Origin of the sequence: Nocardia sp. CA-290969, from assembly GCF_050936135.1 — a bacterium.
GTDB lineage: Bacteria > Actinomycetota > Actinomycetes > Mycobacteriales > Mycobacteriaceae > Nocardia.
On sequence record NZ_JBNJNJ010000001.1, the window covers coordinates 3,552,557 to 3,565,551 of the forward strand.

Consider the following 12,995-nt stretch of genomic DNA (forward strand, 5'->3'; position numbering starts at 1 on the left):
AGGTGTCCTGTCAGAAGAAGGTGTTGATGTTCTTGGCGGGCAAGGTCGCGTGATTGAGCATGACCTTTCGCGCCGCGATGCGTAGCTGACCGTCGATGCGTCGCAACCGATCGATCCGTCGGCCGTAGAGGGTCGCCGAGTCGGCGCCGCCCTGGCCGCGGTAATTTACGAAAACGGAGCGCACAGTCAGTTCGTCCGGTACGTCGCCTAATTCGACCTCGATATTGGAAACAACATGCAAATGCCGGGTCGCCGGGTCCTCGGCCCACGCCGTCGGTGCAGTGAATCGGTTGACTCGGTGTCGGAGATCGGCGACGGTGTCGTCGAAGTACGCCATCCGCTCCGGTGCGTGGGTTCCGGATCGGTCGTGGCGGCCGCGGTTCTCGATGCCCGGCACCCAGTAGGTTGCGTCTTCGGTGAACAGTGCCAACCATTCGGGATACCGTTCTTCGTCCAGGAGTCGCGCTTCCCGTGCCGCGAACGCGATGACCTCGAGGTAGAGGTCGGTATCGACATGTTCGACCCGTTTCGGGCCGGCCGGTGTCATCGTGTATCCCTTTTCTCCAGAAGATCCGTCCAGTCGGTCGAGTTCATCATCTTCGACCACTGCCGGTAGAATGCTCGTTGATTGGCGTCATTGATCTGTCCCCGGTACACATTCCCGGGGAGTTCGGGGTGATCCAGTCGGCTTTCCAGGCCGAGTCCGTAGTGCAGCGGCTGCCGACGGGTCATAAACCCCCGATTGCTGTGTGTCGAACCTTCCCAATTTTCGCCGTCGTCCATTTCGAATACCCCGGTGGGAGAAAAGGTCAGCATCGCACCCTTCTTCCATGCCTCCTTGACCTCTGGCGGAGCATTGCGATTCACCAGGACCCACGTCCGCAGTTCGGTCTTGTGCGGGCCGAGCGGCTGCCAGGTACGGAAAGTGTTCTGACCGGGCAGGAACGAGAAGTTGGGAAAGACGTTCGCCGAGCTGACCGACCCCACCATCTTCGCCCGCGTCGCTCCGAGACGGGCTTCGAAATCGCACCGATGGTCACGAAGATAGCTCATGATGCGTTTGTCACCGAGCGTGGCCGCATTGCCTACACCGTCGAGATTGAATTCCCAGCAATGGCCGTTCACATTGACGTGGTAGCTCTCGTTGGCCTCGTCGCCGAGTGCAGCCACCGGCCCGCCGAGCATCGCCTCGGCTCCCGACGCATGTGTCCACCCCGCATGCAGCGCGTCACCGGCAAAATTCTCGGCGGCAAACTTCCAATTGCAGCCGAGGACCGATGAGATACAGCCGCCGATGAATTCGGTCCCGCCGGCGTCGTTGTCGAGTATGACGTCCAAGTAGAATGTGAAATCGCCCAGAAATTCGGCGAGTATGGGTGCGGTCGGGTCGAAGGTGGCAAAGATCAGACCTTTGTAGCTATCGATCCGGGCCACCGGTGTCAGGCCCATCCTGGATCGATCGAACCGTGGTTCACGGTCATAGGAATCCGACTCGTGCATACCACGTAGTGACCCATCGAGCCCGAACGACCAGCCGTGATAATTGCAGACGAATCCGCGCGCGACCCCCACCTCCGCCGAACAGACACGATTTCCGCGGTGCGGGCAACTGTTCAGGAAAGCTCCCACCCGGCCGTCGCGATCACGAACCACGATCACCTCGTCCTCACCGATCCTGGTGGTGAGAAACGAGCCGGACTGCGGGAGTTGACTCTCGTGCGCGACGAACTGCCACGCACGGGCGAAGATCTTCTCGAGCTCGAGCTGATAGATCTCCTCCGACCAGAAAATCTCGCGCGGCAACCATCCCTCATCGACGGCTGCCGAGACCGATTTAATCATAGTTCGTCACTTCCGTTGCTGTTTCTTCTCCGGTGAACGTAGATCTGACCGCCCTCGACCGAAACCGGATAGGTGTCCAAGGCTTTGGTTGCCGGAAAGCACAATGGCTGTCCTGTTCGGATATCGAATTCCGCCCAGTGCACCGGACAAACGATCGAATGACCTTCCAGTTCGCCTTCCGACAGCGATGCGGTGGCATGGGTGCAGGTATCGGCGGTCGCGTAGATTTCTCCGTCGACCCGGTAGATCAAGAGTGGTGGCCACCCTTCCGGGGTCATCCGCACCATATCCTGGCCGTCGAGTACGTCGACCGGACCGAGCGCGCACGAGACGGTTGCGCCGGTCGTCACGAGGCGATCCGTCCGACGTCCCGATACGGGATGAGTTCGGCGAAGCCGAGGCCGGTGATCCATTCCGGTACCGCCTCGTATGCGATGATTTCCCCGGTGCATGGTCCCAGCGCGGACATAGCGGCGACGAAGTTTCGGATTTCGAGGCCGCCGTTGCCGCCGTGCTCGAGAATGTATTCATCGCTGAACGAGACCAGCTCCGCTACTTTTCCGGCTGCGACGAGATCGAGGATCATACGGTCGAATTGCACATTTACCCGACCCATTTCGGCGGTGCCGACCCAGTGGCTGATGCCACCGCTTCCGATGACGACCACCCGCTCATCTTCGTGCCAACTCTCGACGGCGGCCTTGAGGTTCTGTCCGATCTGCGCGGTCCGCGGCAGCGGCACCAGCGGCTCGACGCCGCAGGCCAGATAGATCGGAATCACCGGAATATTCGTTTCGGCGCCGATCCGGAAGTACGGAATCGCGATCGAATGATCGACTGTCAGTGAATCGGCCACCGCCCAGTCGATACCGGTGCGATGTCCGTGACGTACCAGATGACGCGCAAATGCCTTGTTGTCCGGTAACTGCCGCTTGCGCATACCCGGAAGACGTTCTATCGGCCCCTCGATATCTCCACTGCCGATCAGCGCCTGAGGCAAGCAGCCGGGTCCGAAGAGCAGGTAGTGGTCGGTGCCGATAATGATCAATGTGGTGGCGCCGAGATCCGCGACCCGCCGTGCGACCTCGGCGTATGCCTCGGAGATTCGTTCGCGGACAGCATCGGCCACTGCCGTCGGATCGGTGATGACCATCGGGTCGTGTGGCACGAGGAAGCCGCCTACCAACTCAGCCATTCTTGTGGTCCTTCGGAATCGAGAGGGATTTGTTGCCTTCGAGTGCGGACAGATAGCCGGACAGGCTGCGATCACCGAAGGTCATCCAGAGTCCCCACAGCAACATGGGGTTGGCGCCGTGCTGCCGCAGTGCCGGCAGGTCGATGCTGTCCACCGCGGAGCGCTCGTCCGGATCGAGCCGGTACCTGTCGAGAAACTCGGAGGCGTCGGAGATAAAGCTGTTGCGTGCCTGCTTGCCGGTGACGAGGTCGTACAGTGCCTTATCCACTCCTGATCGGCTCATCTCACAACCTGCCCAGGAATTCGCGTACTTCGCAGAGGAATTCGCTGCTGCGTTCCAATTGCACCCAGTGGCCACACTTCGAGAACACCTTGAGGTCGGCATTCGGGATATGATGCGCGGCGCGCCAGGCCAGCTCGACCGGAATAACCGGATCCTCCCGCCCGTGCAAGATGAGTGTTGGCTGGGTGATGGTCTGTAGTGATTCCTCCGGCACGCCTTTGACCGGTGTACCCTCGGGACCGGGTTCGGGAATGAGGCGACGGTAGGCATTCTGCGCTCCGGGGCGAGCACTGGCCTCGTACCTCGTACGGACCATATCCTCGGTGACCAGGGCAGGATCGTGCGCAAATATCTGCAGGATCCGGCGCATTTCGCTTTCGTCCGGTTCGTAGTGCCATCCGGACCGCAGACCCTCGGTCATCTCGAAGGTTCCGACCGGAGTGCCGAGCAAGATCAGCCCATCGACTCGCTCGGGGTGCTTCAGGGTAGCGGCGAGAGACAGCCCGCCACCGAAACTGTTGCCCAGCAGGGTGGCCGAGGGTACTTCGAGTGCGTCGAGCAACTCCACGAGTTGCCGCACCCAGAGCTTGATTCCATAAGTGGTGCCCACGGGCCCCAGCGAGGCCCCGAAGCCCGCAATATCGGGTGCGATCACCTGGAAGTCTTCGGCGAGTGCAGGGATCACCTCGGACCAGTTCGCTGCAGCGGAGACGCCCGGTCCGGACCCGTGCAGTAGCACGATCGGGCGGCCCGATCCGGCCGTGAGGACGTTGGTCAGGATCCCACCGGCCTCGACAACACGAGTTCGTGGTGCGAGATGGTCGGCAACGCTCTGCGGCATCTACCCAACACCTTTCCGAGTCGATTGATTGATTGATTGATTGAACGATAGGTCCGTTGCGCAGGGCAGTCAAGAGGTGCGGTCGATGTCGACTCTGCGATAAGTGGGCGTCCCGGCGCGAAGGCAGGTCGATGCCCGGCTCCCATGTCCGGTCCCCCGGCGGGACGGCTGGACTGTGGCGGATCGGTGGGGTCGAGGTGCGCCGACCGTCACGTAAACCGATCAGCCGGGGCGGTATCCCCTCGGGTCATGGCATCGCCGAGTCCGGCGGCCGACTGCGGCCGGGATCGACACCGCGCCGGCGGCAGTGCGCTGCTACGCGCCAGGCCGCCCATTGGGAAAGAAGCGCATTCGGCATGGCGAGAGCGAAGCGGTCCCCCCCCAAAGGTAGGAGGCAGATCGTCACATGACGATTGTTTCGCGCGGCGAGATGCGGGTTATGTTGTCCAGATTTGCCAGTGTCGATACTCGAGATGCTGCTGCGCAGATTCGGCGCAGCGGGGCCTCGAGACCGCCCACATCGAGGTGACCGGCCTTGCCGGAGATGGACAATGCGGCAATCGCCCGCCCCCGCCCATCGAACACCGGCACTGCCAAACAGGCGAGCCCGAGCTGCCCTTCTTGAGCGTCGAACGACACACCTCGGCGCTGGATGGTGCCGAGTTCCGACTCCAGCTGTGCGACATCTGTGATTGTTCTGGGCGTGAGGGATGGAAGTGGCACGCTCAGCGCCCAGCCGGCCGCGACAGGGCGGTAGGCCAGCAGGGCCTTGCCGACGGCAGTCGCGTGCGCGGGCAGCCTGCCACCGATTCGGGATGGCGTAGGGACGCAGCGGTGGCCATAGAGCTTGGCGAGATATACGACATCGGTTCCGTGTAACACCGCCAGGTGCACTGTTTGATGAGTAACTTCGTACAGCTCGGTCAGAAATGGGAGCATCAGGTCGCGTATACGCTCGTTTTCCGGCGTGCACACCGGCTGCACCAACCGATGTAGTCGACTGCCGAGGCGATAGTTGGTCCCGAACCGTTCGACTATGTCGTTGCGTTGCAGCACGCCCAGTACCCGATGGGCTGTCGACTTGCTGAGTTGGGCCCGGCGTGCCAGTTCGCTGACTCCGATACCGGTGCTCGACTCGTGACCGAATGCCGCGAGCAGGCTGATCGCTTTGTCGACTGCCGCGCGATCATCGCGAAGCGGTTCGGGGATGGACCTTGTCATGACGGCTCCCTCCTGCCCGAACCTGCGCTGTCACCTGTAGTCCAACAGCTCGGCACCTGGGCGAAATAATGATGCCGCTGCCCGCGGTGGTCGTCAAGGGTGGCAAGATGTCACTTAAAAGTGACATGGCCTCGATGTCGAGCAAATCCGTGCGCGCCGCCGACCGCTTCCGAGGTCCATGTAGCGAGGCAGAAATCGAGGGTGCCCGATGCCCGAAGCCGGGAAACCGACGCGGACTGGCCATCACACAAACTCGATGCCGATCCCCTCGGCGGCCCGGTGGTCGGTTGTTCCTGCTCAACCGGCATCGACGACCGTTGTACTGAACTGCCGGACCTGCGGAACCGTAGTCACCATGTAGGCAACCACCCGATCGCTCAAACAGACATACTTATGCGGGATATCGCCCGGGAACCGGACGAAATCACCCGCCGCCAGGTCCAAGGAATCGTTCACCGGACCAGCCCGCAATTTCCCTGTGATTACGTACAGGTGGTGCAGTGTGCCTGCGGTGTGCGCAGCGACGACCCGCGGCGGGGTTCTAGTCCGCTCCAATCGCAGGATCAGCGTCCGCAAGTAGCCCGAGCCGTAGACCTCGTCCAGCAATCGCTCCGCGCGATCGTCGAATTGACGCCAGGAGGTCTCGGCCGCGCGCTGCACATAGACCGGTGTGCCCCATTCGGTCAGCAACTGGCGAACCGAGACATCCAGGGCTCTCCCGAGCAACGCAAGCGTATCGACCGTCGGATTGCCGACGCCCTGCTCGATCTTCGACAGTGTCTGCTTCGATAGTCCCGACCTTCTCGCCAACGCGCCGAGCGACATAGCCCGTTCCTGTCGGTAGCGGCGGACGTTGCGTGCGACGAGTTCGTTCTCGCTCGCCCTATCGTCACTTTTGATCTGCATCATGTCATTCTCGGCGAACACCTCGCCCCAGACATCATCCACGCTACTCCTGCCCGTTCGAGCGAACTCGGGTCGAGGGCTGCCGGTCAGGCAGTACGCCGGTCGGCGGTCTGCGTTCCGCTCGGCAGCACGCAACCTTCGGTTCGTCACCGTACGCGCCTACCGTCGTGACCTAGCCCATAGCTGGAGCAATGTCACGCCAGGCCCGGAGGACCGCTATGAAAGAAATTCTCGCATCGTCGAGCCCAACAGTGAATTCCCTGTCACAAAAGGACCGGCGACGAGCGCTGATCTCCAGTTTCCTCGGCTCGACGGTCGAATACTACGACTTCGTGCTGTACGGCGCCGCCGCGGGATTGGTCTTTCCGGCGCTCTTCTTCCCGGAGACGATCGGCCTCGCGCTGGGTTCCAGCCTGTCTTTCGTGGTTCTTCTCGCCGGCTATATCTCCCGCCCGGTCGGCGGAGTCTTGTTCGGGCATTTCGGTGACAAGATCGGACGCAAGAGCGTGCTCGTGATCACGCTCATGGTGATGGGCCTGGTATCTGTGTGTATCGGTCTCATGCCGACCTACGAGACGATCGGGATCGCCGCGCCCATCTTGCTGGTAGTGCTGCGAATCGTGCAGGGCCTGGCAGTGGGAGGAGAATGGGCCGGTGCTACGTTGATGGCCGCCGAGCACGCCGACCAAGGCCGCCAGGGCTTCTCGGCCTCGGTGGCCGTGGCCGGGGGGCCCGCAGGTTCAGTACTGGCTACTCTCGTCCTCGGGCTCTTCGCGGGCCTGCCGGACGACGCGTTCTTCAGCTGGGGCTGGCGCATACCGTTCCTCCTGTCGGCCGTGCTGGTGATCGTCGGCTTGTACATGCGCTACCGAGTGACCGAATCTCCCTACTTCTCCGAAGCGCGTCGCGCTGGTGAAATACGTACCGGCGTACCGATCCTGCGTGTACTCCGGCGATATCCGTTGTCGAGTCTGTACGGGATTCTCGCCACGGCCGGTCCACTGTTCATGCAGGCCTTACTCGCGGTTTGGCTGGTGCCCTATGTCGCTGCGCAAGGTGTCGTTTCACGCCAGGAGGCGCTGTACATGCTGACATTCTCCAGCGTCCTGCACATCTTTGCTATTCCGTTGTTCGCCTGGCTTTCCGACCGCTATGGGCGCCGCCCTGTCATGCTGGCCGGAGCAGGCGTCTCTGTTGCGCTGGTATTTCCGATGTTCGCCTTGTTCAATTCTGGAAGTTACTGGTTGTATGCACTCGGATTCGTTGTTGGCAACCCGATCATCCAGGCATCGATGTACGGTCCGATCGGCGCCTTTCTGGCGGAGAAGTTCGAGACTCTCGACCGCTACACCGGTGTCTCGGTAACCTTTCAACTCGGCTCCGTTCTCGGCGCCGGCACCGCACCGTTGATCGCGGACTGGCTGTTCGATCTCGGCGACGGCGGAACGAACAGCATCGCGTGGTATTTCATCGGTCTCATCGGAGTCTCGGCACTGGCGGTCTTCCTGTCCAAAGAAACACTCGCGCACCGGAAGCACCGTTCGACGCCGAACAACCGAGGCTCGGATAGTGCGCTCGCCATGAGCTGAAGGACGAAGGCCACTCGGCGGAATGCCGCAATTACTACGAGACCGGTGAATTGATGCCCATCAGCGCCGGAGCGCGAGCTCCGGCGAATCACCTGCGGCACCGGAGAGCGGTCAACCAGGGGCTGAGCGCGCCGTAGCTTATGGCCCGGCGCGGCTCGCTGGGCTCCGGACGCTCTCGACATAGGAAGGGCTGGGGCACGGATGAGTGACATCGTGATGTTCCCCCGGTTTCGTGGAGTCGAGATACCGGGCCTCAGGCCACGGGGTTGGGTGAACGGTTGTGTCACCTCGTAGTCGATCGGGTCCGCACGGCGTTGTCGTAGCAGTCGCCGATCGACCCGATCGACGGCACCAGACCGGACTTGCGGGCGCGGTCGGTGAAAGCCCAGGACGTGAATCGAACGCTGTGGCCTGGAATGAATGGCGGTCCGGTAAACTTTGCCTTCCCGCGCTTGGACGCCGGCGATCGTCGCGACGGTTGTGACCGGTCCCCGATGATGCGACCACCCGGTGTTGGAGTCCGGGGTCGATTCGATCCAGATTCAGTTGATGCTGCAGACCACGGGGTGATGAGTATGGCTGCAGCGGGCAGTGTACTCGGCCGGGGTCAGATAACCCAGCGCCGAATGCCGGTGCCGGTGGTTGTGGTCGGTCTTGAAGTCGCCGATCACGACGCGGGCTTCGAGCAGGCTGGTCCAATGGTTGCGGTTGAGGCATTCGTTGCGTAGCCGCCGGTTGAACGACTCGATGAAGCCGTTGTTCCACGGCGTTCCGGGCGGAATGTAGACGATCCCGACTCGGTTGGTGCAGAACTGCTGCAGGGCATCGGAAATCAGTTCCGGACCATTGTCCATCCGCAACACTTTCGGTGGCCCACCAACCGCAGCGAACACCCGCTCGAGCTCGGCCACCAAACACTCGGTGACGGTTGTACACTCGGCACAGTTCGAAGCGCTGGCTCGATTCGCTGCCTGCGGACTGGGTCCGACAATGCTACCCATTTCCGCCGTTCCCGGAGATCTCCATCACTTGATCAAACACGTATGAAAACCACTCATACGGAAGCTGGCGGTGTACACGCGCAACGACTGGTCTCCTCTATCCCGAGCTCTTCTGGATACCCTGTGGGATGCCTCGAGCGCACCACGACCTCTGCATGCCTTCGTCGTCGAATGACCTGAGCGTGGAGTTCTGAAGGCCAGTGCCATAAACCATCGGACTGCACCTTGTGTTGATAGAGCGCAATCGCTACGACGAAACGCGCATCGACTCTCACACTCGGTAAGCGTGATCGCGACCTGCACGGTCATAAATATCGGGCAGAAGGGCCTCCGGTTGACCTTGCGCAACCGGCACGCGGTCAGCGCGCGGTGCAGTCCGATCCTGTCCGGAGCCGCCGATCAGGCCCTCACGCGCACCGCAGCGACCGGATCACGGTCTGCTATACGACGGTCCCGCAGGCGGCGGCCCGGGGATGCTCGCCGGGGAGTTTCGCGGGGCTGAACAAACCATGGAATGCCCGGTGACACGTTCGCCGCAAGCAAAGCAACGACCCGCGCCGACACGCATCCCGAACACGCGCTGGCGGGTCGCTCCACAATTATGGTGCGACCCGCCAGCGCATCCCCGAAGGGTCGGATCGTCAGCGGGTGTGTCGGCACAGTATTTCGTAGGCATGCCAGGCGTCCTCGGGAAAGACGAGGACATCGACACATCCGCCCCAGGCTCGGGGAGACGGTGACGGTCCGGAGGTTGCACGGACACCACTCTTCCGCAGGAGACGCCGGACAACCATGGCCTGCTGATGCGTGCGGACTGTCGCCGCGGCCACCAGCAGCCCATACCCATTATCGGCGCGCCGCGTGCGGATTCGCAGCCGCACTACCGGCTCCCCACATCGTATTCGCCGACACGATCCTGGACACCCCGCAATGCGGCCAGTTGCACGTGTTCAGCGTCGCGCTCTTGCTGTGCCAAGGCGGCTGCCTCGGCGGGCGGGTCGGCGATCAAGAACGAACCGATCCCGGGCCGACCCGCGGTGCCCAGCTGGTTCATCCGCTTCGGCACCGGCGCTCCCTGATATGGCAGGGGTTCCGGAACACCGTCTGGGCCGACCTGTCCCAGCGCTTGATGGACTTCGAGGTATTGGCCGTGTGGCAGGCGTCTGATGATCCCGGTTTCTATACCGTGTTCGAGCACCGCACGGTCACTGCGCTGCAGGCCCAGGCAGAATCGGTACGCGAGATAGTAAGCGATCGGCGGTGCCACCAACAGCCCGATCCGGCCCGCCCACACCGCCGCGTTCAATGAGATGTCGAACTGGAACGCGATGATATCGTTGAGACACGACAGTGTGAGCACTATGTAGAAGGTCAGAGCCATCGCGCCGATACCGGTCCGCACCGGCACATCGCGTGGCCGCTGGATCAGGTTGTGGTGCGCGGTATCACCGGTCAGCCGCCGCTCGATCGCTGGGTAGACGATGATCAGCGTGAATATCAGTCCCATGACCACGGCCACCCAGAATGCTGCGGGGATCGTATAGGGGCCGAGGTAGATCTCCCATGCCGGCAACAGCCTGGCCAGACCGTCGGTCCACATCATGTAGAAATCCGGAGCCGAACCCGCCGACACATGCGCCGGGTTGTAGGGCCCCATATTCCAGATCGGGTTGATCTGGAACAGGCCGCCCATGAGGGCGACAACCGCGAGCGTGATCATGAAGAACCCGCCCTGATCGAGGGCGAACACCGGCACGATGCGAGCGCCGACCACGTTTTTCTCGGTACGGGCGGGCCCGGGATACTGAGTGTGTTTCTGGTACCACACGATCGCCACATGTGCGCCGATCAATGCGATCATCAAACCGGGTAGCAGCAGCACATGCGCGATATAGAGCCGGGGAATGATCACATTGCCGGGGAATTCGGCGCCGAACAGCAGCCAGTGGAGCCAGGTACCGATTACCGGGACACTCATCGTGATCCCGCCGAGCGGAGACCGCAACCCGGTACCCGACAGCAGATCGTCGGGCAGGCTGTATCCGAAGTACCCCTCGAACATGGCCAGGATCAACAGGATCGAACCGATGGTCCAGTTCGTTTCCCGGGGTTTACGGAAGGCACCCGTGAAGAAGATCCGCATCATATGCAAGATCATCGACGCCAGGAACAACAGCGCGGCCCAGTGGTGCACCTGCCGCACGAACAGCCCACCCCGCACATCGAACGAGATTTCCAGCGAACTCTCATAGGCCCGCGACATGGTGACACCGCGCAACGGCGTATAGGTGCCGTTGTAGACGACCTCGGTCATCGACGGATCGAAATATAACGTGAGATACACCCCGGACAGCAACAGGATAACGAAGCTGTACAAGGTGATCTCGCCGAGCAGAAACGACCAGTGTGTAGGAAAAACCTTGTTGATCGACCGCTTCACGAAAGCGGCTGCGTGGAAGCGGGAGTCCGCCTCCTGCGCGGCATGCGCCGCGCGGGAAGCGAACGCCACCGGCGCAGAGGCACTCATCGAGCGCTCGCCTACGCCTGATCCGCAGTGAAGTCCGCGACCTTCTTGTACACACCTGGGTCCGGCGTGCCGAGCGCCGCGACCTTCTTCGCGAACTCCTGCGCCGCCGGATCACCAAGGGTCGCCTTTGCGGCGTCCGGGCTCTCCCACTCGGCAATATTGATCACCTTCGACCCGTCCGCGCTGGCCAGCAAGGTGACCGAGACGAACCCCGGCCGATGCCGGATCAGGTCGTCGGTCCCCTGACTCAGAATGTCGACGACCTCCTGCTGCTTCGCCGGATCCACGCTGATGATGTTGATAAACGTCGCGGTCATCAGAATCTCCTGTTCATCGGGGATCGGGCTGTGTCCCGAATCGGTGCCCGCATCAAGGACGACACAGCCAAGAAAAACGTCTGGTGTGTCGCCTGACATACCCTGCCCCTGCGTCGTCTACTTGTCGTAGATCCATTCGAGTGGAGGACCGATGCCCAGTGACGAAGAAGTACCGGCGGAACTACGCGATGTCGCAGGCGAACGCCGCGCACTGCTGAACCTCACCTACCGGCTACTCGGCTCGGTAACCGACGCCGAGGATGCGATCCAAGAAACGTATGTCCGTTGGTACAAGCTCAGCCCACGCCAGCGCGACGACATCGACTCCCCTCTCGGCTGGATGCTGAAAACAGCCGGCCGCATCTGCCTGGACATGCTCGGCTCGGCCCGTGCCCGCCGCGAACGCTACGTCGGCGAGTGGCTACCCGAACCGCTTCCCGGCCCCGACCGCTGGACCAGCCAGCGCTCCAGTGCCGACCTCACCGACCCGGCCGACCAGGTCACGATGGACGAATCCGTATCCATGGCCCTACTGCTGGTCCTGGACACACTCACCCCGGCCGAACGTGTCTCGTTCGTCCTGCACGACGTTTTCCAGTACCGCTTCGGCGAAATCGCCGAAATCGTCGGCCGTTCCACCGGCGCCTGCCGGCAGCTCGCCTCCTCCGCCCGCCACCGGATCCACGCCGCCCGAACCGACGCAACCGCCCGGCGCCCACCAACCGAACTCGTCACCACTTTCAAGTCCGCATGGGAATCGGGCAACTTCGGCGACCTGCTCCGAATGCTCGACCCCGAGGCCACCGCAATCACCGACAGCGGCGGACTCGTCACCGCAGCACCCGAACCGATCACCGGCCCCCACGCCGTAGCACAATTCCTGCTCGAAGTCTTCGACCGGCAACCCGACCTCGTCCTCGAACACACCTCGGTCAACGGCGAACCCGGACTCGTCGCCCGCTCCGGCACCACCGCTGCCGTCCTTGCCGTCATCTCGTTCACTGTCCACAACGACCGCATCGACCGAATCTGGGTAGTACGCAATCCGGAGAAACTCCGCCAATGGAAATAGACCGGCATGATGTGACGCGGGTGCGCGTGGCGGCAGCTGCCGTCGTGCCAGACGCCGGCCTGTCGGCGGCGATGCTCACCGATCAACGACAGCTCCGCCGGTGATCACACCGGCCTGCCCGCGCACAGCACCGCATCCACCACATCGAATACCACATCCGCCCGGCCGAGTCGCCGCCATCGGCCAATGGCTGCGAAACAA

The 12,995-nt window shown here is 62.4% G+C and carries 13 protein-coding genes; 2 read left to right on the plus strand and 11 right to left on the minus strand.

The genetic code is table 11. The features are described from left to right. Positions 1-10: 10 nt before the first annotated feature. From ACQEVO_RS16045 to ACQEVO_RS16080, 8 genes are all read right to left on the minus strand, one after another. Positions 11-547 (minus strand): 3-phenylpropionate/cinnamic acid dioxygenase subunit beta, encoded by a 537-nt coding sequence (locus tag ACQEVO_RS16045; RefSeq protein WP_432913730.1) that lies wholly within the window; start codon positions 545-547, stop codon positions 11-13. Beyond that, entirely contained in the window at positions 544-1,842 is a 1,299-nt protein-coding gene (locus tag ACQEVO_RS16050) for an aromatic ring-hydroxylating oxygenase subunit alpha (protein ID WP_432913732.1), read from the minus strand. Before ACQEVO_RS16050 ends, ACQEVO_RS16045 begins: the two co-directional genes overlap by 4 nt. Further along, positions 1,839-2,192, minus strand: a complete 354-nt coding sequence (locus ACQEVO_RS16055; RefSeq protein WP_432913734.1) for a non-heme iron oxygenase ferredoxin subunit — start codon at positions 2,190-2,192, stop codon at positions 1,839-1,841. The genes ACQEVO_RS16050 and ACQEVO_RS16055 overlap by 4 nt, the downstream gene beginning before the upstream one ends. After that, complete coding sequence (locus ACQEVO_RS16060) at positions 2,189-3,112, minus strand: hypothetical protein (RefSeq protein ID WP_432913736.1); 924 nt, start codon at positions 3,110-3,112, stop codon at positions 2,189-2,191. Before ACQEVO_RS16060 ends, ACQEVO_RS16055 begins: the two co-directional genes overlap by 4 nt. Then, a complete protein-coding gene (locus ACQEVO_RS16065) occupies positions 3,030-3,305 on the minus strand; it encodes a hypothetical protein (protein WP_432913738.1) in 276 nt (91 codons plus the stop codon). Before ACQEVO_RS16065 ends, ACQEVO_RS16060 begins: the two co-directional genes overlap by 83 nt. A gap of 16 nt (positions 3,306-3,321) precedes the next feature. After that, positions 3,322-4,161, minus strand: coding sequence for an alpha/beta fold hydrolase (locus ACQEVO_RS16070; protein WP_432913740.1), 840 nt, complete (start codon positions 4,159-4,161; stop codon positions 3,322-3,324). Positions 4,162-4,563: 402 nt separating this feature from the next. Then, on the minus strand, positions 4,564-5,382 hold the full coding sequence (locus ACQEVO_RS16075) for an IclR family transcriptional regulator (RefSeq protein ID WP_432913742.1): 819 nt from the start codon (positions 5,380-5,382) through the stop codon (positions 4,564-4,566). A 297-nt stretch (positions 5,383-5,679) separates the two neighbouring features. Continuing rightward, positions 5,680-6,288, minus strand: a complete 609-nt coding sequence (locus tag ACQEVO_RS16080) for a helix-turn-helix domain-containing protein (protein WP_432922717.1) — start codon at positions 6,286-6,288, stop codon at positions 5,680-5,682. A gap of 218 nt (positions 6,289-6,506) precedes the next feature. Between ACQEVO_RS16080 and ACQEVO_RS16085 the strand changes: the two genes are divergently transcribed. Next, the gene (locus ACQEVO_RS16085) at positions 6,507-7,877 is read left to right on the plus strand and encodes an MFS transporter (RefSeq protein ID WP_432913744.1); all 1,371 of its coding nucleotides are present in this window, start codon (positions 6,507-6,509) and stop codon (positions 7,875-7,877) included. Positions 7,878-8,419: 542 nt separating this feature from the next. On the opposite strand, the gene ACQEVO_RS16090 is transcribed toward ACQEVO_RS16085, so the two are convergent. The 3 genes from ACQEVO_RS16090 to ACQEVO_RS16100 form a co-directional block, all read right to left on the minus strand. Continuing rightward, positions 8,420-8,788 (minus strand): integrase core domain-containing protein, encoded by a 369-nt coding sequence (locus ACQEVO_RS16090; RefSeq protein ID WP_432913746.1) that lies wholly within the window; start codon positions 8,786-8,788, stop codon positions 8,420-8,422. Between the two features lie 970 nt (positions 8,789-9,758). Further along, on the minus strand, positions 9,759-11,405 hold the full coding sequence (gene qcrB, locus ACQEVO_RS16095) for a cytochrome bc1 complex cytochrome b subunit (protein ID WP_432913748.1): 1,647 nt from the start codon (positions 11,403-11,405) through the stop codon (positions 9,759-9,761). An 11-nt stretch (positions 11,406-11,416) separates the two neighbouring features. Next, the gene (locus ACQEVO_RS16100) at positions 11,417-11,821 is read right to left on the minus strand and encodes an antibiotic biosynthesis monooxygenase family protein (protein ID WP_432913749.1); all 405 of its coding nucleotides are present in this window, start codon (positions 11,819-11,821) and stop codon (positions 11,417-11,419) included. A gap of 52 nt (positions 11,822-11,873) precedes the next feature. On the opposite strand from ACQEVO_RS16100, the gene sigJ reads away from it, so the two are divergent. Beyond that, a complete protein-coding gene (sigJ, locus tag ACQEVO_RS16105; protein WP_432913751.1) occupies positions 11,874-12,794 on the plus strand; it encodes an RNA polymerase sigma factor SigJ in 921 nt (306 codons plus the stop codon). Positions 12,795-12,995: the final 201 nt, after the last annotated feature.